Raw genomic sequence first — 24340 nt, forward strand, 5'->3', positions numbered from 1 at the left:
GCCCCATACTCCCCAAAACTGCTCCCCAACCCACTGCCGCCACCAAAATTCATCTTGGCGGCTTTGCCAGGACTGTGGTCACCAAACGCCTGGCATCCCCCTGAGAAACAAGGGTCACTGCTACCGCCCGACGACCCCGACGAACAAGCACTCAACAGCAACGCACCAGCGACCATCACGACTTTGACGAGGTTCGAGATCATGTTTTCAGTTCCCTATGGACCGGAGGCACGGAGGTCCTCTCTTGAAGAGGATCGTAGACCTCAAAGGCGTGGGAGATGATGAAACTTTGCGAGGGGACAGGGTGGGTTCAGGTTATCCCTCGTGGCGCGTCGGGACTTACCCAGCCCAAACGCCATGGAATAAAAGTCGGCGGCTGCGTGTTGTGTTCCTAGTCATTTCAAGATCATAAGGAACACAGGTGATGATCCAAAACTACAGCGCCTTCCCCAACATCACCCTGGAGTCAGCCAGCCTTGAATTCATGAACAACCTGATCACCGCGCTGCAAAGGATCGAGTCGAGAAACACCGGGCGCGACCTGCTCAAGGAAATCAATGAGCTTTGCGGCCCCAGTACCGGTAAAACCATCAAGATCGTCGCTATCGCCAGCGATTACTCGACGACGCCGAACACTTGCGCCTCCGTCGGCAATGCAACCGACGCCTTGAAAAAGTGGATTTTCAAAGGGCCCGGCACCAGTGTCGAAGTGACATGGAACCCCTACTCCAGCCTCGCCCTGGACGCCCAAGGCGTTCCCACCGGGATGAGCTATGAAGACAGCTCGACGAGCTTCATTGGCCTGGCCCACGAACTGGTACACGCCTATCGCATTCTGCGCGGCACTTACCTGGGGGGCAGCAACATCAAGGAAGAAACCCGCGCGACGGGTATTGGTGATTCGGCGAGCAAGAAATTCAGTGAAAATAGCATTCGCGCTGAACACAGCTTGCCGCGGCGGACTGCTTATTCGAGGTGAATGGCTATCGGGGGCTGCCTCCAATGTTCACGCAACTCTCAACACGGTGAAAAACGCAGCTAATGCCTCTGCCACACCCAAGAGGCATCCCTGATAAACTGCGCGCCATTCGCCTCGTTGACTCAGATTGCCCATGTCTCTACAAATTGCGCCACTCTCTCGCCGCTTTAGCGTTGCACCTATGATGGATTGGATCTACTAGCTCTAGATGCCACGATATACATGCCCTACAGCGCCCCTATGAAAACCGCGTACCACTTTCGTACCATTCCCTTGACCGCGCCCTCAACGTCTAAAGCAGCCCCAGAAGGAAATCCCAGGTTTGTTTTGCCAAATTAAACAAATTCATATATATCGGATTATTGTTCCTAGCATTCTCTGCCCAATTGACATTCAACAAAGACAATGCAATTTGAACAATTACCAGTACAAAAACCATTATTGAATAGCGTCTCATCCAAATTAAATTTTTCATTTGTACTTGTCCGTCGCTCAATCCTCTGCGCCTCTCAATGTCGGCTCGGAGATTGACGACATGAGAACGCATTCCTGCTATACGGTTTCGCGTAAAATTTAGATATTTTCCTTCACTCCAATGCAACCCATCCTCAACAGCCGTAAGCCTTTCCTCTATCGTGTTAAGCTCTAGACTAGCCTCCAGCAACATATTCAAATTTCGTTCAGTGTCTTTATTGCAACTTAAAAAAACAGGACTAACTTTATGCATACACCGTTCAAATCGCGCATAAATCTCCTGCAACATCACAATAAATCCATAATGATGAGTCACACCAGTTAACGAATTCATATATCTATCATTTCTATCTATAAGCGAGGAAACCTGACTCTTTATAAAAATGGCGTCAACACCAATTTTCTCCGGAATGTAGTCGCCTATGTAATCCTCACTGGCATCCTTACTTAACGTCCAACACATAGAACGTCCTTGCCACGGTTTGACCACAGAGGTTTCAGACTCAGAGTTTTCTAAACCATCCAAAGACGGATCACTAAAATAAGACCCTTCCCCGTCTCTGAAAAAATCAGCGACCGTCGCCAGCTCTTCACGAGACTTTTTCACCCCCCAAAGCTGAAGTAGAGCACAAGCAGCCTGTGTAGCCTCTGTAACCACTTCTCTGGCGCTCGCGAGAACCGTCTCCTCTATAACCGAGATCCTGTCGTGATGCTCCACTATCGAAAAACGAGGCGAGAATGGGTTTAATGATTGAAAAATCTTGTAGCGAGAGGCGTTACTCACATCTAAATTGGCAATACGACCTTTAACTTTTTTATCAAAATAAATATATAGAGATATATAATAAACGCCATTTTTTAGTCTCAGCAAGGTCACATAACAACTGCTAGGTAGCTCAGCCCTTATACTCACAGAACCGACAGCGAACATATTTGGTTTATTAAAAGAAATAATACCCAAATTATTTAAGCCAGCACCGATCAGATTAGTACTTCCAATACCCTCCCCATGACTATCACTGTAGTTTCCTGGAGAGCGGCTCTGACTTTTCATCCACTTGTGGATTTTTGACAATTCTGACTTATTTACAGAAGTGACAAAACTAACGCCTTTCCATGACACATCTCCTTCGAAAAGACTGGCCCTCACTATAAGGTCTTCTTTAGAGTAAATTTCGCCGAGCAACTTACTTTCCCCGGCAGACTCGCTTTTCGCAAAAAACCGTAACCGAGCAGAAACGAGATAGGGAAACCTTGAGGAAAATTTAATTATCCAACTTGTTACTTTAGCTTTGAAAACGGACACTATTTATTGCTCCTGCAATACTTTCATCCAGCTAATTGGTCAGCCTTCTAAGTTCCATCGCTTTTCTGGTTGGAATGTTCGATGACCTGACATTTCACTTTTAAACGATAGGGACTGGCGCACGACCTCCAAATCCGATCTCAATTCTCTTTAATTACGGAGGCTATGCGCCTTTACAAACTCCGTCCCAAAGCCACGCATGTCAGGTATCCGGCACGATACCAGCAGATAGCTACGCCAATCACCGTGATAACAAAGCATTTGATCTCTCCTGAAATCTCTCAACTCGCACGCTTCGACGTGTAAAGGAACGAATCCCTATCGTCAGGCATCAAGAACGCCCTCCGACGCGACCTATGCTGCTTTCACCTTTTCATGTTGACCCACGGGAATCAGGTAAGGAAGGTTAGTTTTTTACTGGGTACTAGGAAAGCCTTATCTGGTACGGGTTTGCGATGGATTGGCAAAGTTAGCTTCTGGTTAGCAGTGGTAATTACCTAACCTTTATTGATGTTAAATATTCAATATGCTAAATCCTTTAAAAACAGATAGTTACAGACTCCTAACTTTTAATCTAACCCAACCTAACCCATCAGAGTTAGGTCTCGAGCCCAACAAATACGGGGTCTCCAGCCGAACACACCCCACTCAAAAAAAAACTAACCCTTTTCCCTAGGCACCAACTGGACCCGGCTGCCCATGCACGTCTGTGAGCTTTGCGAAAACTACCCACCTTCGCAGGGTTCCGCAGGTTTTTAACCTCCCTACAACGCCGAGCAGAGCCCCAGCCTGGGCCGCTGTGAATGGTCCGCAGGTGTGCAGAAAAAACGACCCATTTAGCCCGCAGGCGTGGTGGGGGGACGACGGCGCGCGCCGGGTGGTGAAGCACGTCACTGCCCCCGTGTAGCACGCCTGTGGCCCGTATTGTGGCACGCCAATTCCCCGCGCTGCCGACAGCCCGCTGGGTTCCGCCAGCGCAGCCCCCGAAGCCCCGTGTTTATTGGTCCGCGCGGCCGCTTTGGCTTGCCGTGACACCCTGCAAATGCTATGTTGAGATGGGTTTATTCATGCTGCTGAAGGGTAAACTTTCATCTATCCCAGCTGACTTTTTCTGACCCAAAGCCCCCTCCCTCCTACAGTTCGTCGCCTCAAATCGTGTCATAGGCAAACCTCGATTACTGTATGCGCATACAGTATTGGATTCGCCCCCATGAATGACAATGAAGACACCCTCGGCTGGCTTGGCCTCCCTACCCCATTGCAAATGTACCGGCAGCACTGCCGCCTTCTGGAGAACGAGATCCAGGAGCTGAACACGCAACTACGCAAAGCACGGGAGGATGTCTTCGGAATCAGCGAGATGCTGCTGGCTACCCAGGCGAAGAATGCCGAGTTCGCTGGATACCTCCGTCAGAGAGGCGGCGAAGCGGCTGAAATGCGAAAGCAGATCGATACCCTGACGACATCACTGAACGTAAGTCAGCGTGAAGCCGAAGGCCTGAAGCGTATCGTCAACGAGATGAGAGCTCGACCGACCACGATTGTCTAAGATCAAACGGAAGGAGGGCTTGGCTATGTGCGGAAGGCTGTCGCAGTACAGGGGAATCCACGACTTTGTTGCGGCGCTGAGCATGCCCAACGCCCTAGCAAACTCGGTGGGTGACCAACCTATCGAGCGGTACAACGTTGCTCCGACGACCCAGGTGGCGTTGCTGCACCTGCAAGGTGAACTGCTGCACGCTGATCCAGTTCGCTGGGGGTGGCGACCGCATTGGGCGAAAGACCGCGCCGCACCGATCAACGCACGCGTTGAGAAGGTCGCCCACGGTCCATTTTTCCGGGCTATCTGGCCGCACCGGGCGATCACGCCTATCGATAATTGGTTTGAGTGGGTGGATGAAGGTGGGCCGAAGAAACAGCCCTATCTGATCCGCAGGCGGGACGGCGCGCCGATCCTGTGCGCGGCCATCGGCCAGTTGCCAGACGCGGACGAAGGCCCAGGTGAGCATGACGGTTTTGTGATCATCACCGCCGACAGTGCCGGCGGCATGGTAGACATTCACGACCGAAGGCCCGTGGTACTGACGCCGGACCTTGCCCGCGAATGGCTGGACCCGGCAACGCCAAAAGAGCGGGCTGAGCAGATGGTGTTGCACCAGGGCGAGCCGGTCGAAACCTTTGAATGGTTCAAGGTCAGTTCGATGGTGGGCAACGTCAGGAATAGAGGAGCTGATCTGATCAAGCCGTCTCCTTAGGCTATTAACTAAGTAATGGAAATCACAACGCTGCCAAGCACGCCACGAGATGGTTAGCCCAATTGGATACCGTGCATCTGACTATTATGTAGTCAGAATATCAATTCCTGCTTATTATTAATCTTCGCATCGAAAATTCATGGAGGAATCAAATGAAACCATTCAACCCATTCAACAAAAGCCTTGACGACCTAGTTACCGAAGATCTAACCGCATTAAAATCCATAAATGAAGGCTGGTACATAGAGTACAAACAAGAAATATCTTCCGGTGAATCTATAGCTAAATCTCTTTCAGCATTAGCGAACACTTACGGAGGATGGCTATTTTACGGAATAAAGGAAGAGTCCAAACACAATTCAGTTGCAGGAACTTTTGTTGGGATACCAAAAAACAAGATAGATCCCTCTCTACAAGCAATTCGAAATTCTGCAGCGCAACATATGAACCCTACATGCCACTTTGATATAAAAGTGATTTATGGCCCATTCGACCCTATAAATCTCGGGAGCGATTCCGCGATAATCTGTGTAGTTGTCCCACAAAGTCAGCAAGCGCCACATGTTCATCGTTCGGGACGAATTTACCGACGTGTAGCTGATTCTTCAGACCCTGTTCCTGAAGCTGATAGATATATGCTTGAAAAGCTATTTAGTCGTTCAGAAAAAAAAGCCGAATATTACAAAAAATGGCATGACAGAGATCCTGAGTTTTCAAAAGGAGAATCAAATCTAGCGTTCCTGAGAATAATGATTGAGCCTAACCTTTGGGGCACTCCACGACCACCCTTCACGCTATCAACCGATTTCGTCCGAAAGACTTTGAATCCAACTGTACAGCGAAGATGCCACATACCGTTTGACACGGTTTACTCGAGGTCTGGGGGGTTTGTTGCCAGACAGTGCCGGAACAACGATCCGAGCAAATTGACTCTTACTTGGGACGTCGCGAACGATCTTTCAGGGGACATATTAATTCCCCTGCAAACGGTTAATGGCGGAATTGAAGATATTCGTGAATACTTATATGGGTATGAGCATTTAGAGTCCTTCTTGGGCACGTTAATATCAAGCAACTATGAAAGAGCACACATAATTGACTTCAACACTCTTATCCATATTTTAATGAGCGTAATTGAAACACAGCAAACCTTACAATCGCTTGCGAAGTGGCCAACTGGCTTTAACATAAAATTCAAACTAATCAACGTGTGGCGCACAATCCCCTTTGTCGACGTCGAATATATTGTTAACCATTTCAAAAAAAATGGACTACCTCTATGTTTGACTAGCCACATCACCACACCCCTAGGGACGGAAGTGGAGAGCTTTATTGAAATAGATGATGGCGCATTATCAACAGTTGATGATTTGGCAGTTCAATCAATTATGGCTTTTAGCTGGATTGCACACTCTTTTGGAATACCCGCTTATGAAATGACCATGGATGAGGATCTAATAGATAAAGAGGGGAAAAATATTTATCATTACTTTGCTGAAGCGGGAAACCGAGCAATTGCAAGGACCAAGTAGGTTATAGACTCTGCAAAACAAGAAAAAACTTATAGATCGGTGCGATATTTATGTATTCTGAGCCTATTCCACTCCTGGCTGGTTAGGCTCGTCACTAAATCGATTATGCGCCGACCGGAATTTCATAGGGTTTGAACCGCACGACCTCTTCCCCGAGCCACTCATTCACCTGCGCCATACGCGCCTGAATCGGCTCCAGTTCATTGGCCGCATAAATCTGCGCCGCCTCCCTGATAGACCCAAACCCACCCGCGTTCTGCGGCACGATGCCCATCAACTGCGGCGGAATGCGCAAGCTGGCCAGCACATCGTCGCGGGTCTGGTTTTTGATCGAGTTGAATTCGTCCTTCGCCGTCACTTCGCTGACCGGGATGATCTGCAACCCGTCCTTTTTGCCGTTCGGCGAGTACACGAACAGGTTGCGGAAGTTGCCTGGCCCCTTGGAATCCTTGAGCGCTTTGCGCAGTGAATCGACATCCGCTTCGTTCTGCGCGGCGTCGGTCATGTAGAGGATGAAGCCGGCATGACTGCCGTTCTCGTAATACTTGCGGCGAAACAGCGTGGCCGATTCATTCAACAACGCCGACTGCAACGCGCTAATCCACTCTGGCAGCCCGTACACCTCCTGGTGCAGATCCGCCTCCCGCAGATGAAAAACCGTTCCCGGTTCGAATTCATGCTCCTCCTTCCAGCCCTGGACCATGAACTGTCGGCCTTCCTTGCCCGAGCGCATGTACTTCGCCAGCGGCGGTACCAGCTCGCGCACCGGGCCGAGCATTGAGCGTCGCCCTTCCAGATAGCCATTACCCAAGCAAAGGAAGTCCAGGGCGAACTGCTCAAACGCCGCGCGCGACAACAGGCGGTGCGGGATAAACGTCTTGCTCAACAGGTTGCGCTTGAACATCAGCCCCGAATGCAGATGCACACTGGACCCCACCGAGCGCGCCAGTCCATCCAACGACAGCGGCGGCTCGTACCAGCGCCCGTTAAACCAGCACTCCAGATAATCAAACACCTCCCGGCCACTCAACACTGGTGACGGATCGCCAAAGCTGAACGCCTCCATCTTGCTGTCACTGCGCGGAATGAACTCCTGCGTTGCAACCGTGGTGGTCTGGGCTACCTGCTTGGTATTTCTACGGCGGTTCGACATCAAAAAATCTCCATCCGACCGGTATTGGCAGTGGTCTGCCCCTCCAGCGGTTCGTTGTGCAATGCGTGAAAGAGTGCCCACGCCAAGTCGGCGTGGCCGGTGTTGTCGTTGCGGCCGGCGGTGTAGGTGAATTGGCGACCGCCTGCGGTTATGGTCTTGCGGATCGCCATCAATGACTGCGCCATGTCGGTCCAGCCGGCGTCGAACTCGAGCCGGCCCCGGTGGATCACGTCGTAGGCCTTCAGCACCAGGCGGGTCTTGACCTCAGGCGAATAGCTGAACGTGGTGACATTGGGGAAGAATTGGCGCACCAGCTGCGCCACGCCGCTCCCCAGGCCGGTGACGTCAATCCCGATGTAAGTCACCCAATACCGATCGCAGACGGCTTTGATCACGCTCGCCTGCGCCGCGAAGTCCATGCCTCGGAACTGGTGACGCTCCAGCACCCGGAATTTGCCCCCTGGCACCAGTGGCGGAGCGACCACCACCAGCCCCGAGCAGTCGCCGGTTTCCGCCGGGTCATAACCCACCCACACCTGGCGATCACCGAACGGCCGCATGGCAAACGGCTTGTAGTCTTCAGCCCACTCGACCCAGCTGTCGACCATGCACGGTTGCAGCACCGTCAGGGGGAAGATGCTCGCGCCATCGTCAACGAACTCGCACATCAGCAAGTTGGCGAACGCCTCGGGGCTGTACTCCCGGCGCAGTTCTTCAATGTCGAACAGGTCGCAGCCGCCCTCCTCCGCGTCGAGGATGGTGACGATCTGGCGCCACAACCGGTCCTCACAGAAACGGCCCTGTTGGAGTGCGCCGTGGGAAACATCGACCTTGGTGTGTTGCGCCGCTGGCTTGCCCTTGTTGAAACGCTCGCCCGTCCAAAAGGTGTACGCCTCGTGGGCCATGGTCGAGGGCGTCGAGAAGTAGGTTTTTCGCCACTTCTTGTGCATCGCCATACCTGACGCAACCTTGTTTAGTTCCTCAAACTTGAACGTCCAGAAGAATTCGTCGAAATAGAAATTGCCGTGGTAACCCTGGGCAGTGCGCGCATTGGTACCGAGGAAAAACAGTTCGGCGCCGTTCGGCAGCACGATGGGATCACCGGTCAACTCGACGCCGATGACCTCGCGGGCAAACGCCTGAATGTAGCCCCGGAACAGGTAGGCCTGGTTCTTCGAAGCCGACAGGAAGATCTGATTGCGCCCGGTCTCCAGGGCATCAATGAACGCCTCGCGGGCAAAGTAGTAAGTAGCGCCGATCTGCCGGCTCTTGAGGATGACGCGAGTTCGCTGGTTGCCCGCTCGGTACCAATCTTTCTGGTAGTCGAAGCACCCATCGATAAACGCTTCGCGCAGCAGTTCGATCTGCTCTTCGCTGATGTCGTTTTTCGGAGTCTTTTTCTTCGGACCTTCGTTGCGGTTGGCAAGGTTGGGGTTGAGTTCGGTTTCGGTACCACCGCCCTGAAAACGCTGAATGCGTGCCTGTCGCTCCAACTGGCGGTGCAGCAGGTCAATCTCTTTGAAGTCGCCGCCGCTCTTGCCTTCCTTGAGGATCAACTGCACCAAGCGCGCTTCCAACGCTCCGCCGATGCGCTCGACGTTATCCGCCCGGTCCCATTCGTCGCGGGCCTTCCAGCTGTGTAGCGTTTTTTCCTTTTCGCCCGTAGCCTCGGCAATCTCACAGATACGCCAACCCATCCAATACAGAAACTTGGATTGGCGCCGGGGATCGATTGGGAGCAGTTCAGTCGTAGTCATGGCCGCGATGCTGCCGCCCGCGCCCGCGAGTCAGTAGCGCCTCCCCTTGTAGTCCTGCCCTTTACAATCCCATCTCGTTGCCGCAACTCGCGCGCGTCACGACCATGCCCCTCATTGCAACGCACTTAGCGCCCTACGCATTGAGGATTCCCGGCATGAAGAAATTTCGCAGCAATTGGTTCCGCGTCGCCGTCGAGGGCGCTACCTCCGACAAGCGCACCATCAAACGCAGCTGGCTGGAACAGGCCGCAAAGAACTTCAACCCATCCACCTACGGCGCCCGCATCTGGCTGGAGCACTTCCGTAGCCTGCTGCCAGACAGCCCGTTCAAAGCCTACGGCGACGTGCTCGCGGTCAAGACCGAAGAAGTGGAAATCAACGGCCAGAAGAAGCTGGCCCTGTTCGCCCAGGTCGAGCCGACGCCTGAGCTGATCGCCATGAACAAGGCCAAGCAGAAGATCTACACCTCGATCGAGATTGACGACAGTTTCTCCGACACCGGCGAGGCGTACATCGTCGGGTTGGCCGTCACCGACTCACCGGCCAGCCTAGGCACCGACGTACTGTCTTTCTCGGCGCAAAAGCCAGAATCCAGCCCATTCAAAGACCGTCATTATTCCGCGACGTCGATGTTCACCGAGGCGGTGGAAACCGAGTTGCAGTTTGAGGAGATCGAGGACAAACCCAGCCTCGGCGCCCAGCTCTTCAGCAAGGTGCAGGCACTACTCGGCGGCAAACAGGCGAAGGACGACGCCGAGTTCGCCCAAATCGGCCAGGCCGTCGAAGCGATTGCCGATCACGTCAAGGATCTGCCCGATCAGCTGGCTGCCGAGAAGAAATTCTCCGGTGAACTGAACACCAAGATTGAGCAGCTCAGCAAGGACCTGGTCGAGCTGAAAACCACCCTCGGTAAAACCCAAGACCACTCCCAAACCCAGCGCCCACCGGTAACCGGCGGCGGCAAAACAGCCCTGGCTGAATTCTGACCTGCGGCCGACACCGCCCAGCCCACTATCGGAGACACCCATGCGTAACGACACTCGAAAACTCTTCACCGGCTACCTCAGCCAGGTCGCACAGCTCAACGGCGTTGAATCGGCCACCGCCACGTTCAGCGTCGACCCAACCATCCAGCAGCGTCTGGAAACCAAGATTCAGGAATCGAGCGAGTTCCTGACCAAGGTCAACGTCATCGGCGTCGATGAACAGGAAGGCGAAAAGGTCGGCCTGGGCGTGGGCGGCACCGTTGCCAGCCGTACCAACACCAACGTCAAAAAACGTGAGCCGCGCAGCATCGGCACTCTGTCGAGCGACAAGTACAAGGCCGAACAAACCGACTTCGACACCTTCGTCAGCTACAAACAGCTCGACGCCTGGGCCAAGTTCCCGGACTTCCAAACCCGCCTGTCCAGCGCCATCGCCCAACGTCAGGCGCTCGACCGTATCCAGATCGGTTTCTACGGCGTTTCGGCCGCAGAACAAACCGACCGCACCACGCACCCACTGTTGGAAGACGTCAACATCGGCTGGCTCCAGCAGTACCGCACCCACGCACCCGACCGCGTGCTGAAGGAAGGCGCCGTCGCCGGCAAGATCACCATTGGCAAAACCGGCGACTTCAAGAACATCGACGCCCTGGTCTACGACGCCATCCAGTTGCTTGACCCTTGGTACCGCCGCAACCCTGGCTTGGTGGTGCTGACCGGCCGCGAGCTGGTCCACGACAAGTTCCTGGCCCTGGTCAACAAAGACCAGGACGCAACCAACACCCTGGCGAGCGACCTCATCATCTCGCAACGCCGCGTCGGTGGTTTGCCGCTGTACGAGGTGCCGTACATCCCCGAAGGCACGATCCTTATCACCACCTTCGCCAACCTGTCGGTGTATTGGCAGATCGGCGGTCGCCGCCGCTACCTCAAGGAAGAGCCAGAGTGGAACCGCGTGAGCAACTTCGAATCGTCGAACGAGGCGTACGTGGTCGAGGAATACGGCCTGGGCTGCCTGCTGGAAAACATCAAGCCGGTTGAAGACGCAGGCAGCGAGGGTTAACCCCATGGCACTTAGCATCGCCCAAGCCCACCAGCGCCGCGCACGCGCGGCCATGGAGGCAGCGAAAACGGCACCACAGCAATCCATGGCCGGCGCCACCGCCTACGAGCATCAGTTGAATCAGTTGCTTCAGGATCGGCTTCGTCTGAAAGCGATTCAGTCCACCGCCGCAAAAGAAGCACTCAAGCCACAGTTGCTGCCCCAGTACGTCCCCTATGTCGAGGGCGTGCTTGCAGCCGGCAACGGTGCCCAGGACGACGTTCTGACCACCATCATGGTTTGGCGGATCGATGCCGGTGAATACAGCGGCGCCTTGGACATCGCCGACTACGTGCTCAAGCACAAGCTGATCATGCCCGACCGTTTCGAGCGCACCACCGGTTGCCTCGTCGCAGAAGAAATCGCCACCGCCGCACTGAAAGCGCAAAAAACCAACGGAAGTTTCGACCTGAACATCTTGCATCGCACCGTTGAGCTGACCGACGACGAAGACATGCCAGACCAAGCCCGCGCCAAGCTCTACCTGGCAACGGGCCGCGCCACGGTGCACGGCATCACAGCGGAGGAACCCGGCCAGCCGGGGCAGGTTCAAGCCGGTATCGACCTGCTCAAGCGCGCCATCGAGCTGCACGACAGCTGCGGCGGCAAGAAGGATTTGGACGGCGCCGAACGCCTCCTGAAAAAACATACTGCCACCGGCAGTTAACCGAGCGTCCCCACGCACCCCGCCGGCTCGGGGCGGATCGGCCAGGCCGCTCCTCCTGAACGTGAAGCCCCGACCACCGGCGACCTATTTTTGAGTGCCGTTCCATGAGCGCATTTGTAGCCAGCGGCCCAGTCACCGGCGGTCACATCAACACCGATCCATTCTGGCCTTCGATCGATCTGGACGACTTGCGCGCCACCCTGCGCATCGACTCCAGCGTCACCCCGGCCCGCCTGGAGACTGCCGTGATCGCTGCCGCCATCAACCTCAACCGTGAGTTGAGGCTGTGGAAGGCCAAACAACAGGCCGCCGGCTACGCCACGTTGGCAGATGTGCCTGACGACATGATCAACGACGTGTCAGTCCAGGCTCACCTGTACCGCCGCGCGATCGAGGCCGGTACCGGCGCCGAAGTCTGCGAGCGGTACCGCGACTACAGCGCGACCAACACCGGCAGCGACAAAGCCGAAGAAACCACCCCAACCATCGACGACTACCGCCGCGATCTGCGCTGGGCCGTCCGCGACTTCCTCGGGATCAGCCGCACCACAGTGGAGCTGATCTGATGCCCGTAGCCATCCGCACCAATCAAAACGACACCGTCGACGCCCTCTGCTGGCGGTTCTACGGCCGCACCGCCGGCGTCACCGAGGCCGTGCTGGAAGCCAACCCCGGCTTGGCCGAGCACGGTCCGATCCTGCCGCAAGGCCTTGTCGTCAACATGCCCGAAGCCCAAACCAGCGCGCCCCAGCGGCAGATGGTGCAGCTATGGAACTGACCCCCTGCATCGAAGGAAAACCACACCATGGCTGATCCGACTTCCAGCGTTGTGACTGGCCTGCTCATTGGTTTGGGCCTGTCTACCGTAACGCCCGTTATCGACGACGGGGCGCTATTCGGCGCCATCCTCGGCGCCTGGCTGGTTACCAGTACCAAGCGCGACCTTAAAGTCTGGCAGCGGCTGGGCTCACTGTTCCTGTCGGCCGGCGTGGGCTATCTGTTCGCGCCTATGGCTTTACAGGCAATTCCGTTTATCACCAGCGGCGGCAGTGCATTTGTTTGTGCCCTGGTGGTCATCCCGATCAGCATCAAGCTGATGGTGTGGGTGGAGAAAGCGGACATCTGGGACATATGGCGTCGCATCAGAGGGGGCACCTGACATGCCGAACATCGAACTGGCCGTGCAGTTGATTACGGCGATCGCTTACCTGCTGAGTGCCCTGCGCCTGGCCTGCTACACCCGAGGCGATGCGCGGTACCGGCGCAGCATCTCGCTGTTGGCAAGCCTGTTTGGCGCCACGTTGTGCATCTGCGGCCTGGAGATCCTGCTGGAACGCCAGCCCACCAGCCTCGGGCAGGCCGCTGCCATCGTGCTGCTTTGCATCCTGATTTTCCGTTCACGCGGCAACGTCGCCGCCCTGTTGAGACCCAGCGCATGACCACCACCCTTCGCCACGGCGACCGCTCGCAAGCAGTGCTGATGCTGCAAAAGAACCTCAACAAGCACGGTGCCAACCTCTACCCTGATGGTGTGTTCGGCGACGACACTGAATCGGCTGTTCGCGCTTACCAGCTGAAAGTCGGCCTGGTCGTCGATGGCGCCGCCGGCGAAAAGACCCAAACCAGCCTGGCCGGTGGCGACTGCACGCAGATGCTGCGCAACAATGACCTGGTGGCCGCCGCCAAACGCCTCGACGTTCCGTTGGCGAGCATCTACGCGGTCAATGAAGTGGAATCGAAGGGCAAGGGCTTTCTCGACAACGGCAAGCCGGTGATCCTGTTCGAACGGCACATCATGTACCGCCAGCTCGCCACGGCGCGACATGCCGGCGATGACGCGGCAGAACTCAAGCGTCACGCGGACCAGCTCGCCACCGCCAACCCTGCCCTGGTCAACCCGAAGCCTGGCGGATACATCGGCGGTACCTCCGAACACCAGCGCCTGGCCATGGCCCGCCTGATCGACGACACAGCCGCACTGGAGTCGGCTTCCTGGGGAGCGTTCCAGATCATGGGCTTTCATTGGAAGCGCCTCGGCTACGCCAGCGTGCAGGCCTTCGTCGCGGCAATGGCTGCCAGCGAATCGCAGCAGCTCGACGCGTTCACCCGCTTCATCGAAACCGACCCGGTGCTGCACAAGGCGCTGAAGGGCCGCAAATGGGCCGAGTTCGCCAGGCTCTACAACGGGCCAGATTATTTGCGGAACCTCTACGACACCAAGCTCCAGCGCGCCTACGAGCGGCACGCAGCCTGCGAGTGTGGCAATGGGGTGGCGGCATGATCGACTTCGACGCATTGCAAAAGCTGCGGGTAGAGGACGGTGACCTGCTCGTGGTGCCGGAGTCGACGGAACAGAGCGACATGGAGCTGCTGGCCGAATCCATCCAGATCATGAACGGTGCTCGCGCCGTGATCGTGCGCGGTCCAATCAAGCAGCTCGACACCGCGACCATGAACAAGCTCGGCTGGTACCGCGCATGAGCACGTTGCGCAAGGCCCTGTATGGCCTCGCCCTGCTTGGCGCCCTGGTGCTGCTGATCTGGGTCCAGGAAACACGCATCGACGTCGCTGAAGGCAAAACCGAACGAGCGCAGGATGCGGCCAAGACCGCCCGCGAGGACGCAGACCGCAACCTGGAGACGGCCAACACCCTCACCGACACCCTTAAGCAGGAACGCGATGCACAGAGCACCCTGCGCGCCCAACAGGATCAGTTGCGCCAAAGCCTGGCCAAACGCGAGCGAACAATAGAGGAGCTGAAACGTGAAAATGACGACCTTCGGAAATGGGCTGATCAGCCTTTGCCTGACGCTGCTCGCCGGCTGCGCGAGCGCCCCGCCCTCACCGGCGCCGCAGCTTATCGTGACTGGCTGTCCGGCCGTATTGCCGTGCCACCTGCCGGCGACAAGCCCGCTCAATAACGGTGACCTCCTGACCGACGAGGACCGCGCCGAAGCCGCCTGGGCTGACTGCGCGGCGCAAGTCGACATGATCTACAAACACCAGCAGGCCAACCCATGAATAAGCCGGAAAGCCTGCGCGCCCACCTCCTGGCCACCGTCGCCGAGTTCAAACACAACCCCGACCGTCTGCTGATATTCATCGACAACGGCAAAGTCCGCTGCACTGCTGCCCACACCCTGTCGTTCGAATACAGCTTTGACCTGCAGATCATCCTTACAGAGTTCGCCGGCCACCCTGACAGCGTGATCTTGCCGATCCTGGGTTGGCTGAGCGTCAACCAGTCAGAGCTGCTGGAAAACCTCGACAAGGTCAAAGACGGCATTCAGTTCGAAGCCGACATCCTGGACAAGAACAAGGTGGACCTCAGCATTACCCTGCCGCTGACAGAACGGGTTGTGGTCGGAGAAGATGACCAGGGCAACACCACCGTGAAGCATCCGAACGAACCGCAGTACGTTGCGGGCTACCTCGATCCGAACTGGAAGCCTGGGGCCCAGGGCAATACCAGTGAGTGGAGTGTGCCTAGTGGCGAATGACCTGGAAGCGCTGGAGACCTGGGCGGCAGTGCTGCTGGATCGGCTTGAGCCAGGGGAGCGCAGCAAACTGGCGCGGAGCATCGGCCAGGAGCTGCGCCGCAGTCAGCAGAAGCGCGTGATGGCTCAGGAGAACCCGGACGGGAGCAAGTACGCCCCTCGAAAGCATCGGGATCTGCGAGGGAAGCAAGGTCGGATAAAGCGGAAGTTAGCGATGTTCAAGAAGCTGCGGACTGCGTCGTATCTGAAGGTTCGCGGGGATAGCAATAATGTGACGGTAGGGTTCACCGGGCGCATTGCCCGGATCGCCAGGGTTCACCAATACGGTTTGAAGGATCGTGCGGAGCGTGGTGCTCCAGATGTGAGGTACGAACAGCGTGAAATATTAGGTTTCACTGATGCAGACATTAACTTAATCAGAGACAAGATACTTTCGCACGTAAACTAAAGATCTTCGATACTGAAAACCTCACCATCAACTTCAAAACCCTCAGGCTTCCGATACAACACCGACCTAAATATTGGCCCTACGAATCCCAACTTAAGTTTGAAGTAAAAAATAAACGCATCGACTAGTTCATCAGGCGCCCTTGGATCCAGAACAATGCTTTGGATAAAACGATGAGGGTCAACAGGTATAGTTATACCTTTTTTTCCATCCGCTCTAACTTCTTCCGGGCAAAACAACGTGGCACGCCATTCGTTTTCATGACTGAAGGCCTCTCGCTTCATGTAAAGCATATCAACCGCTTCACCAATTACAAAAAAATCGTTCAAACTTTCAGCGACTTTTTCAGCCTTTTCATTAAGTCTAGTCTGAGAGACATATTCAACTTTGCGAAGTCGGTAATTATAATTTTTATCCTTGATTCCCGATCTTATAACCTGCCTAAACCTTTCCTCAGTAGTAGATATCCGCACACCCATTCCATCTTTAGAATATATTCGCCACAAGGCATCGGAAGTATGTGTACGACTCCAGCACTGCCCAAAAAGCGCATGATCCTTAGAATGCCTAATTAGTTGTTCATAGGGGTCATCCCAAGTACTGGGATTTGCAAAATAGAGTTCTTGTCTTTCAAAAATCTGGACAACTCGCGAGAAGTCCATAATCCGATACAAGCCTGTAGACTGATTTTTGGTTGCCATGATCCCCCCTAGTTGGCATTGGTCCTATTCAGATCATAACTGCGCGCCCCCCAAGTCGCCACTATTCTGGCATCACATCAAAAGAGTAAACCTTTCAATCAAAAACCTATAGGACGGCACTAAGTCATGTAGACCGCGTCGTTACAACCCGAGAATACTGCACCCCCACGCGCGTGGCGCCATCATCAGCGCCATGAACGACTTCGCCGCCCTCTCCCGCATGCTCGAAAACCTCATCCGCTTCGGCGTCATCGCCGCCGTGCAGATGGAACCCCCGCGCGTGCAAGTCAAAACCGGATCACTGACCACCGCCTGGCTGCCGTGGCTCGCCCTGCGCGCCGGTGCCGACCAAGAGTGGGACCCGCCCACCGAAGGCGAACAAGTGATCCTGTTCAGCCCATCCGGCCAGCTCGCCAACGGCGTCGTCGTCACCGGTCTCTTCAGCGACCACATCCCCGCCAACGGCGACCGCGCCGGCCTGCACCGTCGCACCTACGCCGACGGCGCAGTAATTGAATACGACAGCGTCGCCCATCACCTGAACGCCACCCTGCCCGAAAGCGGCACCACCAGCCTGGTCAGCAAGGGCGGGATCAACATCATCGGCCCCATCAATCACCAGGGCGATTACAACCAAACCGGCAACCAGAACGTGGTCGGCCTGGTGACAGTCTCCGAAGACGTGGTCGCGGCAAATGTAAGCCTGGTCAATCACCTGACCACAGGCGTTAAGCAGGGCGACGATCAGTCCGGGAGGCCTTTACCAACATGAACCGAGAAACCGGCGCAACCATCAGCGACCTGGACCACATCGGCCAGAGCGTCACGGACATTCTCACCACCCGCATCGGCACGCGCGTGATGCGTCGCGAATACGGCAGCCTGCTGCCCGAGTTGGTGGACCACCCTTTCAATGACGCCACGCGCCTGCGCGTGTACGCGGGCACCGTCATGGCGCTGATGCGCTGGGAAACTCGCATCAGCCTAAGCCGAGTGCAGTTCCTCGGCGCGAACCTGCAAGGGCAGTCCGTGCTCGAGCTGGAAGGCTCCGTCGTCGACACCAATGAACCCCTGAGTCTGAGCCTGCCGCTGCAACTGGGGGGAAGCGTATGAATTCCTTTGCCGCAATTGACCTCAGCCAACTACCGGCGCCGCAGATCGTCGAGCAGATCGACTTCGAATTGATCCTGGCCGAGCGCAAGGCCTACATGATCAGCCTGTGGCCGATCGAGGAACAGGAGCAGATTGCCGCGCGCCTCGACATGGAGTCGGAGCCCTTGGCAAAGCTGCTGCAGGAGAACGCCTACCGCGAAACCATCTGGCGTCAGCGGGTGAATGAGGCGTCGATGGCGAACCTGCTGGCTTTTGCCAAAGGCCCCGACTTGGACCAACTAGCGGGCAACTTCAACGTCAAGCGTTTGGTGGTTCAGGAAGCCAAGCCCATGGCTGTCCCGCCTGTCGCGCGGATCATGGAGGGCGATGACAGTTTGCGCGAACGAGCGCAAATGGCTTGGGAGGGGCTTAGCACCGCCGGCCCGCGCCAGAGCTACATATTCCATGCCCGTGGAGCCGACGGCCGTGTCGCCGACGCGACCGCTGAAAGCCCATCACCCGCTGTGGCAGTGGTCACCGTGCAGGCCCTGCTCGGCGACGGCACCGCGTCGGCCGACCTGGTTGCCACCGTCAAGAAGTATCTGAGCGACGATGACCGCCGGCCCGTGGCCGACCGCCTGACCGTGAAGCCCGCAGAAATCATTCGGTACCAGGTGAAAGCCAAGCTGTACTTGCTGACCAGTGGCCCCGAGTCTGAGCCAATCCTTGCTGCGGCTGAACAGAGCTTACGGGCCTACGTGAACCAACGGCGCCGCCTGGCTATGGAGGTTTCGGAATCCGCCCTGCACGCGGCGCTGTTCGTCGAAGGTGTACGCAAGGTCGTGCTGGAAGACTGGGTCGATATCGTCGCCACCAAGGAACAGGCGCCCTTCTGCACCGGCGTCACCATCACAAGGGGCGCGGAGTAATGGGCGCCCTGCAGCTGCTACCGAACAACTCCACACCGCTTGAGCGCCAGGCGGCACAGGCGCTCGCTGAGATTCAGCGCGTTCCGATCCCACTGCGGGATCTGTGCAACCCGAATACCTGCCCGGTGGCAGTGCTGCCCTACCTAGCCTGGGCCTTCTCCGTTGACCGGTGGGATAGCAATTGGACCGAAGCAACCAAGCGCGCGGCCATTCGCTCCTCCCGCTACATCCACGCACACAAAGGCACCATCGGCGCTCTGCGCCGCGTGGTCGAGCCACTGGGCTACTTAATTGAGGTAGTGGAATGGTGGCAGACCGCACCGGAAGGCGTGCCCGGCACCTTTGCGTTGAAGGTCGGAGTGCTGGACACCGGCATCACCGAAGAAATGTACCAGGAGCTGACCTGGCTGATTGATGACGCCAAGCCGCTCACCCGCCCACTGACTGGCCTGGCCATCAGCCTGGAAAGCACTGGCACCGTGTTCATCGGGGCCTGCGTGTACGAAGGCGACGAACTCAGCGTTTACCCACCGACCCAGCGCGATATCGACGTCAGCGGCGTGTACCGCATCGGTGGCCGAGAACACCATATCGACACGATGGACATTTACTCATGACCGACCAAAACAGCCAGTTCTTCGCGATTCTCACCGCCGTCGGTGAAGCCAAGCAGGCGAACGCCGCAGCCCTCGGCACATCTTGGACGTTCTCCCAGATGGCCGTGGGTGACGCTAACGGCACCGATCCTATCCCCAGCCGCACACAAACCAAACTGATCAACGAGCGCCGACGGGCACCGTTGAACCAGGTGAAGGTCGATCCAACCAATGCCAGCGTGATCATCACTGAGCAGATCATCCCCGAGAGCGTCGGCGGGTGGTGGGTGCGAGAGATCGCACTGTATGACGCGGACGGCGACATGGTGGCGGTTGCCAACTGCGCGCCCACATACAAACCGCTGCTCAACCAGGGTTCTGGCAGGACGCAGGTGATTCGCATCAACCTGATAGTCAGCAGCACGGCGAACATTGAGCTGAAGATCGACCCCAGCGTTGTCTTGGCGACTCGCGAATACGTCGACACCGTCATTGTTGAGGCGCTATCAAAGCTGGATTACAAGCACTCAGTACTGGCGGCAACAACAGCCAATATCACGCTGAGCGGTATCCAGGCCATCGACGGCGAGCTGCTGCCAGCCGGTGCGCGAGTCCTGGTGAAGGATCAGGCTCAAGCCCGGGAAAACGGCATCTACGTTGTCCCGGCAGCGGGCGCCTGGAAACGTGCGCAGGATGCTGACACCAGCGTCGAGGTGACGCCTGGGCTGTTTGTCAGCGTTGAAAAGGGCACAGTCAACGGCGATGGCGTATGGCAGCTGGTGACGGATGCTCCGATTGTCTTGGGCACCACTGCGCTGGCCTTCGAAATGGTCGCCGGACGCACGGGTGTAAGCGCAGGGGCTTACACCAAAGTGACGGTCGACAAGTACGGCCGGGTGATTGCCGGTACCACCCCAACCACTCTGGCTGGGTATGGCATTGCTGACTCTTTTACCAAGGACCAAGTTACAGCGATGATCGCCCAGGCCTCGGCGTTGCCGGTGGGCTCGGTAATCGCGTTTCCGGTGAATAAGCTAGCGCCGGGCTTTCTGGAGTTGGACGGCAGCGTCCAAAATGAGGCTTTTTATCCTGACCTGGCGACGTTCCTGGGAGGGGCGTTCAATAAGGGCGATGAAGGTGCAGGCAACTTTCGTCTCCCGGAATCGCGCGGTGAGTTCCTGCGGGGCTGGGACCATGGACGTGGCGTGGATGCAGCGCGTGCGATTGGCTCAATGCAGCTCGATAGTCTGCAAGGCTTCCGCATGGAGACGATGCGGACTAAGGCTGGAACAGCCTGGGGTAACGATGACGCCGGCGCTGGTGATCCAGCGGTCGGCCCGCCGCTTGGCACAGTCACACCGGGCACAAGACCACGTAACTTGACGGGCGCGTTCGTAAGTGATGGCGTGAACGGCGTGCCCCGTGTTGGATCGGAAACCCGCTCGCGTAGCTTGGCCGTTATGTGGTGCATCAAGGCCTGGAACGCGCCAATCAATCAGGGAAACATTGATGTTGCGGCGTTGGCTCTGGAAGTGCAGAGCCAAAAGAAATTGGCAATTATCGGTACCCATAAAAACTTGAAGCTTTCTTCCTCTGGACTGAATGCACTGGTGAACGTTTCAGCTGACCAATTGATTGTCGGTACGGGTGACAGAGTTCGCTCTGTGAGCGGGATCAACCTGAGTTTCAGTGGTTTGACTGTTGGGGCAAACGGACTTGATGCCGGAGTGCTGGCGGCGTCGACGCTGTACAACGTCTGGGTTATCTCAAACGAGTCTGGAAGCGCGGGCCTGCTCTCCTTGAGCGCAACTGCGCCGACTATGCCGGCGGGCTACACAGACAAGGCCAGGGTCGGGAGCATTCGTACCGATGCGACTGCTAACAAATTCCCGTGGCGGTTCAACCAAACGGATTGCTTTGTAGAAGTTGATAAAGCACCAGGTACCAACGTCTCCACACTGCCAGCAATGGCTGGCGGAAGCACTAGCGGTGTGTTGACAGCCGTTTCCGTATCCAACCATGTGCCGCCCACCGCAAGCCATATCAAGTGCGTTGTTTCTGCTGACTCCGCAGCTGGTAATGCGGTTGGTGTATTCCCGTCTACGGCTTACTCGCTGGTGACTGATTACAGCTATGGCTCTGGCCCGGCTAACTCTGGCGTGTTCCGTTCATCCATGGTGGTCGAGATCATGCTCAAAGGGACAAGCATCGCTTGGGTGTCGCAGGGTGCCGGCAACTTGCTTAATTTGGTCGGATGGAGAGACACGCTATGAACTATGCAATTCGTAATGACAAACAAGCATTTCGCGCTGTCGGCAGCCGTGATGATGTCGGGTCTGATGAATACTGGAGCCAATTTCCGATTGATATTGTTCCGTTGCCACCCACTGCTACAGAGGTTGCAACGGCAGCAATCGCAAAGCGTAACGAGCTTTTGGCAATCGCGGCAAACCGCATGGGACCACTGCAAGACGCGGTAGATGTCGAACGGGTTACCGATGACGAGGTGGCCCTCTTGAAGCTATGGAAGGCCTACAGGATCGACCTCAACCGCATTGAGCAGCAAGACGGATTCCCAGCGGAAATTCAGTGGCCTGTATCACCTGACGAAAAGCCGCCTGAACTCGCTGCGCACCTGTAGGCTCGTCCACTACAACTTCCGCCGCTCGCCCATCCGGCGCGCGCGCGGCAGCCTGTGCACTGTCATTCCATCACAGCGCAGGCAACCACCCATGGCCGGTTCAGACTATCTCCACGGCGTGCGGGTTCTCGAACTCAACGACGGCACCCGCCCCATTCGCACCATCGCAACCGCAGTCATCGGCCTGGTATGTACGGCTGAAGATGCAGACCCGCTCGCTTTCCCGCTGGACACCCCCGTCCTGCTGACCAATGTGCAAACTGCCATCGCCAAAGCGGGCGTCAAAGGCACCCTGGCGAAGAGCCTGCAGGCCATCGCGGACCAGACCAAGCCCTACACCATCGTGGTGCGGGTGAAGGAAAGCGCAGACGCAGCTGCTACCACCACCGCCCTGATCGGCACCACCACCGCTGACGGCAAGTACACCGGCATGAAAGCCCTGCTCGCGGCCAAGGCCCGAGTGGGCATGACGCCACGCATTCTCGGCGTGCCAGGCCTCGACAGCCAGCCGGTGGCCACCGCCCTGGTATCGATTGCCCAGGACCTGCGCGCCTTCGCCTACGTCAGCGCTTGGGACTGCAAAACCAAGGAAGAGGTGGTCGCCTACCGCGAAAACTTCGGCGCCCGTGAGGTCATGGTGATCTGGCCAGAGTTCCAGAACTGGGACACGGTCACCAGCGCGACCGTTACCGCATCGGCGGTGGCACGCGCCTTAGGCCTGCGAGCCAAGATCGACAAGGAAACCGGCTGGCACAAGACTCTCTCCAACGTCGCGGTCAACGGCGTGACCGGCATCAGCGCCGATGTGTTCTGGGATCTGCAAAACCCTGCCACCGACGCCAACTACCTCAACAGCAACGAGGTCACCACGCTCATCAACGAAGGCGGCTTCCGCTTCTGGGGCAGCCGCACGTGCAGCGCTGATCCGCTGTTCGCATTCGAAAACTACACCCGAACTGCGCAGATCCTCGCCGACACCATGGCCGAGGCCCACATGTGGGCCATGGACAAGCCCATGCACGCGTCCCTGGTCAAAGACATCATCAACGGGATCAACGCCAAATTCCGCGAGCTGATCGCCCAGGGCTACCTGATCGGCGGCAGCTGCTGGTACCCGGAAGACATCAACGACAAGGACACCCTCAAGGCCGGCAAGCTGACCCTGGACTACGACTACACCCCTGTGCCGCCCCTGGAAGACCTCACCCTGCGCCAACGCATCACCGACCGTTACCTGATGCAGTTCGCCGCCGCCGTCAACGCGTAAACCGGGCCTCCCCGCGAGGGGAGCGAACCCCGTGCCATAACCCCGGAGAACACCGCCATGGCCCTGCCCCACAAACTGAAAAACATGAACCTGTTCAACGACGGCGGTAGCTACACCGGCAAAGCCAAGACCGTCACGCTGCCCGCCCTGGGCCGCAAGATGGAAGCCTATCGCGGCGGGGGCATGAATGGCCCCGTCAAAGCCGACCTGGGCTTCTCCGACGACGGCATCCAACTGGAATGGAAGCTCGGCGGCCTGGACCTGATCGTACTCAAGCAGTTCGGCGCAGTGAATGCGTCGGGGGTGCCGTTGCGTTTCGCAGGTGCTTTCGAGCAAGACGACACCGGCGAAGTCAGCGCCGTGGAAATCACTGTGCGCGGTCGCCACGAGACCATCGAAATGGGCGACGCCCAGCCCGGCGAAGACACCGAGCACTCCATCACCACCACCTGCACCTACTACAAGCTGACCGTCGACAACGAAGACATCATCGAAATCGACCTGCTCAACTTCATCGAGAAGGTCGGCGGCGTCGACATGCTGGAGAAGCAGCGCAAGGCCATCGGCCTCTGACCGTCGTTCTCGATCGCTAACCCACTTCATCACCAGGAGCTTTACCCATGAAAACCGCAGCTACAGAGCAACCCGACGTACAACCACTGGCCGACGACAACACTGTCGCCCTGGACACGCCGATCCGCCGTGGCACCACCACCATCGACAGCATCACCTTGCGCAAGCCCAACTCCGGCGAACTGCGTGGTGTGAGTCTGGCCGAACTGCTGCAGATGGATGTGAACAGCTTGATCAAGGTGCTGCCACGCATCAGCTCACCAGCCCTCACCACTGTGGAAGTCACGTCCATGGACCCGGCCGACCTGGTCGCGCTCAGCACGAAGATCACCGGTTTTTTGCTACAGAAATCGACGAAGACGGATGCATCCCTCGTTGCGTAGAG

Annotated in this window: 30 protein-coding genes and 1 pseudogene; 26 read left to right on the forward strand and 5 right to left on the reverse strand. The window is 56.9% G+C overall.

The genetic code is table 11. From position 1 onward, the window contains the following. The coding region (locus tag HX803_RS32585; protein ID WP_218647031.1) for a hypothetical protein at positions 1-203 on the reverse strand (203 nt) is incomplete at its 3' end. Positions 204-424: 221 nt separating this feature from the next. On the opposite strand from HX803_RS32585, the gene HX803_RS13075 reads away from it, so the two are divergent. After that, positions 425-979 carry a M91 family zinc metallopeptidase gene (locus tag HX803_RS13075; protein ID WP_178921064.1) on the forward strand — a complete coding sequence of 185 codons (555 nt, stop codon included), beginning with the start codon at positions 425-427 and terminating at the stop codon, positions 977-979. Between the two features lie 292 nt (positions 980-1271). Here the strand turns inward: HX803_RS13075 and HX803_RS13080 are convergent, their stop codons facing one another. Then, entirely contained in the window at positions 1272-2759 is a 1488-nt protein-coding gene (locus tag HX803_RS13080) for a hypothetical protein (RefSeq protein WP_178921065.1), read from the reverse strand. A 1210-nt stretch (positions 2760-3969) separates the two neighbouring features. Between HX803_RS13080 and HX803_RS13085 the strand changes: the two genes are divergently transcribed. From HX803_RS13085 to HX803_RS13095, 3 genes are all read left to right on the forward strand, one after another. After that, positions 3970-4308: a hypothetical protein gene (locus HX803_RS13085; protein WP_178921067.1), complete on the forward strand. Its 339-nt coding sequence runs from the start codon at positions 3970-3972 to the stop codon at positions 4306-4308. Between the two features lie 25 nt (positions 4309-4333). Beyond that, positions 4334-5014 carry an SOS response-associated peptidase family protein gene (locus HX803_RS13090; protein ID WP_178921069.1) on the forward strand — a complete coding sequence of 227 codons (681 nt, stop codon included), beginning with the start codon at positions 4334-4336 and terminating at the stop codon, positions 5012-5014. 152 nt (positions 5015-5166) lie between these two features. Next, positions 5167-6546, forward strand: coding sequence for a helix-turn-helix domain-containing protein (locus tag HX803_RS13095; protein WP_178921071.1), 1380 nt, complete (start codon positions 5167-5169; stop codon positions 6544-6546). Positions 6547-6649: 103 nt separating this feature from the next. Here the strand turns inward: HX803_RS13095 and HX803_RS13100 are convergent, their stop codons facing one another. Continuing rightward, positions 6650-7699, reverse strand: coding sequence for a phage portal protein (locus HX803_RS13100; RefSeq protein ID WP_178921073.1), 1050 nt, complete (start codon positions 7697-7699; stop codon positions 6650-6652). After that, positions 7699-9456 (reverse strand): terminase ATPase subunit family protein, encoded by a 1758-nt coding sequence (locus tag HX803_RS13105; RefSeq protein WP_178921075.1) that lies wholly within the window; start codon positions 9454-9456, stop codon positions 7699-7701. Before HX803_RS13105 ends, HX803_RS13100 begins: the two co-directional genes overlap by 1 nt. 155 nt (positions 9457-9611) lie before the next feature. Between HX803_RS13105 and HX803_RS13110 the strand changes: the two genes are divergently transcribed. From HX803_RS13110 to HX803_RS13165, 13 genes and pseudogenes are all read left to right on the forward strand, one after another. Continuing rightward, positions 9612-10442 (forward strand): GPO family capsid scaffolding protein, encoded by an 831-nt coding sequence (locus HX803_RS13110; protein ID WP_178921077.1) that lies wholly within the window; start codon positions 9612-9614, stop codon positions 10440-10442. A gap of 40 nt (positions 10443-10482) precedes the next feature. Beyond that, complete coding sequence (locus tag HX803_RS13115; RefSeq protein ID WP_176997846.1) at positions 10483-11505, forward strand: phage major capsid protein, P2 family; 1023 nt, start codon at positions 10483-10485, stop codon at positions 11503-11505. A 4-nt stretch (positions 11506-11509) separates the two neighbouring features. Then, complete coding sequence (locus HX803_RS13120) at positions 11510-12211, forward strand: terminase endonuclease subunit (protein WP_176997847.1); 702 nt, start codon at positions 11510-11512, stop codon at positions 12209-12211. A gap of 104 nt (positions 12212-12315) precedes the next feature. After that, positions 12316-12777: a head completion/stabilization protein gene (locus HX803_RS13125; RefSeq protein ID WP_178921079.1), complete on the forward strand. Its 462-nt coding sequence runs from the start codon at positions 12316-12318 to the stop codon at positions 12775-12777. Continuing rightward, positions 12777-12989: a tail protein X gene (locus HX803_RS13130; RefSeq protein WP_046035108.1), complete on the forward strand. Its 213-nt coding sequence runs from the start codon at positions 12777-12779 to the stop codon at positions 12987-12989. Before HX803_RS13125 ends, HX803_RS13130 begins: the two co-directional genes overlap by 1 nt. Before the next feature lie 27 nt (positions 12990-13016). Then, positions 13017-13370, forward strand: a complete 354-nt coding sequence (locus tag HX803_RS13135; protein ID WP_046035109.1) for a putative holin — start codon at positions 13017-13019, stop codon at positions 13368-13370. A gap of 1 nt (position 13371) precedes the next feature. Further along, entirely contained in the window at positions 13372-13650 is a 279-nt protein-coding gene (locus HX803_RS13140) for a phage holin family protein (protein ID WP_065882264.1), read from the forward strand. After that, positions 13647-14492, forward strand: coding sequence for an N-acetylmuramidase family protein (locus HX803_RS13145; RefSeq protein WP_178921081.1), 846 nt, complete (start codon positions 13647-13649; stop codon positions 14490-14492). Before HX803_RS13140 ends, HX803_RS13145 begins: the two co-directional genes overlap by 4 nt. Beyond that, positions 14489-14692, forward strand: coding sequence for a hypothetical protein (locus HX803_RS13150; protein WP_178921083.1), 204 nt, complete (start codon positions 14489-14491; stop codon positions 14690-14692). Before HX803_RS13145 ends, HX803_RS13150 begins: the two co-directional genes overlap by 4 nt. Beyond that, positions 14689-15132, forward strand: a complete 444-nt coding sequence (gene lysB / locus HX803_RS32705; protein ID WP_178921085.1) for an Rz-like lysis system protein LysB — start codon at positions 14689-14691, stop codon at positions 15130-15132. Before HX803_RS13150 ends, lysB begins: the two co-directional genes overlap by 4 nt. Next, positions 15053-15232 (forward strand): annotated as a pseudogene (gene lysC, locus HX803_RS32590) (Rz1-like lysis system protein LysC); the annotation flags it as partial. The gene lysB and the pseudogene lysC, both read left to right, overlap by 80 nt. Further along, positions 15229-15711 (forward strand): phage tail protein, encoded by a 483-nt coding sequence (locus HX803_RS13160; protein WP_178921086.1) that lies wholly within the window; start codon positions 15229-15231, stop codon positions 15709-15711. The pseudogene lysC and the gene HX803_RS13160, both read left to right, overlap by 4 nt. Beyond that, a complete protein-coding gene (locus HX803_RS13165; protein WP_178921088.1) occupies positions 15701-16156 on the forward strand; it encodes a phage virion morphogenesis protein in 456 nt (151 codons plus the stop codon). The genes HX803_RS13160 and HX803_RS13165 overlap by 11 nt, the downstream gene beginning before the upstream one ends. On the opposite strand, the gene HX803_RS13170 is transcribed toward HX803_RS13165, so the two are convergent. After that, entirely contained in the window at positions 16153-16857 is a 705-nt protein-coding gene (locus HX803_RS13170) for a DUF2971 domain-containing protein (protein ID WP_178921090.1), read from the reverse strand. The two genes, HX803_RS13165 and HX803_RS13170, sit on opposite strands and share 4 nt — an antisense overlap. Before the next feature lie 193 nt (positions 16858-17050). On the opposite strand from HX803_RS13170, the gene HX803_RS13175 reads away from it, so the two are divergent. From HX803_RS13175 to HX803_RS13215, 9 genes are all read left to right on the forward strand, one after another. Beyond that, on the forward strand, positions 17051-17629 hold the full coding sequence (locus tag HX803_RS13175) for a phage baseplate assembly protein V (RefSeq protein WP_178921092.1): 579 nt from the start codon (positions 17051-17053) through the stop codon (positions 17627-17629). Further along, positions 17626-17970 (forward strand): GPW/gp25 family protein, encoded by a 345-nt coding sequence (locus HX803_RS13180; protein ID WP_178921094.1) that lies wholly within the window; start codon positions 17626-17628, stop codon positions 17968-17970. The genes HX803_RS13175 and HX803_RS13180 overlap by 4 nt, the downstream gene beginning before the upstream one ends. After that, positions 17967-18878 (forward strand): baseplate J/gp47 family protein, encoded by a 912-nt coding sequence (locus tag HX803_RS13185; protein WP_178921096.1) that lies wholly within the window; start codon positions 17967-17969, stop codon positions 18876-18878. The genes HX803_RS13180 and HX803_RS13185 overlap by 4 nt, the downstream gene beginning before the upstream one ends. Then, a complete protein-coding gene (locus HX803_RS13190; RefSeq protein ID WP_178921098.1) occupies positions 18878-19495 on the forward strand; it encodes a phage tail protein I in 618 nt (205 codons plus the stop codon). Before HX803_RS13185 ends, HX803_RS13190 begins: the two co-directional genes overlap by 1 nt. Further along, a complete protein-coding gene (locus tag HX803_RS13195) occupies positions 19492-21747 on the forward strand; it encodes a phage tail protein (protein WP_178921100.1) in 2256 nt (751 codons plus the stop codon). The genes HX803_RS13190 and HX803_RS13195 overlap by 4 nt, the downstream gene beginning before the upstream one ends. Continuing rightward, on the forward strand, positions 21744-22115 hold the full coding sequence (locus HX803_RS13200; RefSeq protein ID WP_178921103.1) for a tail fiber assembly protein: 372 nt from the start codon (positions 21744-21746) through the stop codon (positions 22113-22115). The genes HX803_RS13195 and HX803_RS13200 overlap by 4 nt, the downstream gene beginning before the upstream one ends. Positions 22116-22206: 91 nt before the next feature. Beyond that, a complete protein-coding gene (locus HX803_RS13205; protein WP_178921105.1) occupies positions 22207-23382 on the forward strand; it encodes a phage tail sheath protein in 1176 nt (391 codons plus the stop codon). Between the two features lie 57 nt (positions 23383-23439). Further along, entirely contained in the window at positions 23440-23955 is a 516-nt protein-coding gene (locus tag HX803_RS13210) for a phage major tail tube protein (protein WP_178921107.1), read from the forward strand. A gap of 47 nt (positions 23956-24002) precedes the next feature. After that, a complete protein-coding gene (locus tag HX803_RS13215) occupies positions 24003-24338 on the forward strand; it encodes a phage tail assembly protein (RefSeq protein ID WP_178921108.1) in 336 nt (111 codons plus the stop codon). Positions 24339-24340 lie beyond the last annotated feature (2 nt).

It is taken from the genome of Pseudomonas sp. P7548, from assembly GCF_013386585.1.
Classification (GTDB): Bacteria; Pseudomonadota; Gammaproteobacteria; order Pseudomonadales; family Pseudomonadaceae; genus Aquipseudomonas.

What these genes read in the sequence shown, in the direction of transcription:
- HX803_RS13075 (WP_178921064.1), top strand. Translation starts at nt 425, where the DNA reads ATGATCCAAAACTACAGCGCCTTCCCCAACATCACCCTGGAGTCAGCC.
- HX803_RS13085 (WP_178921067.1), top strand. Translation starts at nt 3,970, where the DNA reads ATGAATGACAATGAAGACACCCTCGGCTGGCTTGGCCTCCCTACCCCA.
- HX803_RS13090 (WP_178921069.1), top strand. Translation starts at nt 4,334, where the DNA reads ATGTGCGGAAGGCTGTCGCAGTACAGGGGAATCCACGACTTTGTTGCG.
- HX803_RS13095 (WP_178921071.1), top strand. Translation starts at nt 5,167, where the DNA reads ATGAAACCATTCAACCCATTCAACAAAAGCCTTGACGACCTAGTTACC.
- HX803_RS13100 (WP_178921073.1), bottom strand. Translation starts at nt 7,699, where the DNA reads ATGTCGAACCGCCGTAGAAATACCAAGCAGGTAGCCCAGACCACCACG.
- HX803_RS13105 (WP_178921075.1), bottom strand. Translation starts at nt 9,456, where the DNA reads ATGACTACGACTGAACTGCTCCCAATCGATCCCCGGCGCCAATCCAAG.
- HX803_RS13110 (WP_178921077.1), top strand. Translation starts at nt 9,612, where the DNA reads ATGAAGAAATTTCGCAGCAATTGGTTCCGCGTCGCCGTCGAGGGCGCT.
- HX803_RS13115 (WP_176997846.1), top strand. Translation starts at nt 10,483, where the DNA reads ATGCGTAACGACACTCGAAAACTCTTCACCGGCTACCTCAGCCAGGTC.
- HX803_RS13120 (WP_176997847.1), top strand. Translation starts at nt 11,510, where the DNA reads ATGGCACTTAGCATCGCCCAAGCCCACCAGCGCCGCGCACGCGCGGCC.
- HX803_RS13125 (WP_178921079.1), top strand. Translation starts at nt 12,316, where the DNA reads ATGAGCGCATTTGTAGCCAGCGGCCCAGTCACCGGCGGTCACATCAAC.
- HX803_RS13130 (WP_046035108.1), top strand. Translation starts at nt 12,777, where the DNA reads ATGCCCGTAGCCATCCGCACCAATCAAAACGACACCGTCGACGCCCTC.
- HX803_RS13135 (WP_046035109.1), top strand. Translation starts at nt 13,017, where the DNA reads ATGGCTGATCCGACTTCCAGCGTTGTGACTGGCCTGCTCATTGGTTTG.
- HX803_RS13140 (WP_065882264.1), top strand. Translation starts at nt 13,372, where the DNA reads ATGCCGAACATCGAACTGGCCGTGCAGTTGATTACGGCGATCGCTTAC.
- HX803_RS13145 (WP_178921081.1), top strand. Translation starts at nt 13,647, where the DNA reads ATGACCACCACCCTTCGCCACGGCGACCGCTCGCAAGCAGTGCTGATG.
- HX803_RS13150 (WP_178921083.1), top strand. Translation starts at nt 14,489, where the DNA reads ATGATCGACTTCGACGCATTGCAAAAGCTGCGGGTAGAGGACGGTGAC.
- lysB (WP_178921085.1), top strand. Translation starts at nt 14,689, where the DNA reads ATGAGCACGTTGCGCAAGGCCCTGTATGGCCTCGCCCTGCTTGGCGCC.
- HX803_RS13160 (WP_178921086.1), top strand. Translation starts at nt 15,229, where the DNA reads ATGAATAAGCCGGAAAGCCTGCGCGCCCACCTCCTGGCCACCGTCGCC.
- HX803_RS13170 (WP_178921090.1), bottom strand. Translation starts at nt 16,857, where the DNA reads ATGGCAACCAAAAATCAGTCTACAGGCTTGTATCGGATTATGGACTTC.
- HX803_RS13175 (WP_178921092.1), top strand. Translation starts at nt 17,051, where the DNA reads ATGAACGACTTCGCCGCCCTCTCCCGCATGCTCGAAAACCTCATCCGC.
- HX803_RS13180 (WP_178921094.1), top strand. Translation starts at nt 17,626, where the DNA reads ATGAACCGAGAAACCGGCGCAACCATCAGCGACCTGGACCACATCGGC.
- HX803_RS13185 (WP_178921096.1), top strand. Translation starts at nt 17,967, where the DNA reads ATGAATTCCTTTGCCGCAATTGACCTCAGCCAACTACCGGCGCCGCAG.
- HX803_RS13190 (WP_178921098.1), top strand. Translation starts at nt 18,878, where the DNA reads ATGGGCGCCCTGCAGCTGCTACCGAACAACTCCACACCGCTTGAGCGC.
- HX803_RS13195 (WP_178921100.1), top strand. Translation starts at nt 19,492, where the DNA reads ATGACCGACCAAAACAGCCAGTTCTTCGCGATTCTCACCGCCGTCGGT.
- HX803_RS13200 (WP_178921103.1), top strand. Translation starts at nt 21,744, where the DNA reads ATGAACTATGCAATTCGTAATGACAAACAAGCATTTCGCGCTGTCGGC.
- HX803_RS13205 (WP_178921105.1), top strand. Translation starts at nt 22,207, where the DNA reads ATGGCCGGTTCAGACTATCTCCACGGCGTGCGGGTTCTCGAACTCAAC.
- HX803_RS13210 (WP_178921107.1), top strand. Translation starts at nt 23,440, where the DNA reads ATGGCCCTGCCCCACAAACTGAAAAACATGAACCTGTTCAACGACGGC.
- HX803_RS13215 (WP_178921108.1), top strand. Translation starts at nt 24,003, where the DNA reads ATGAAAACCGCAGCTACAGAGCAACCCGACGTACAACCACTGGCCGAC.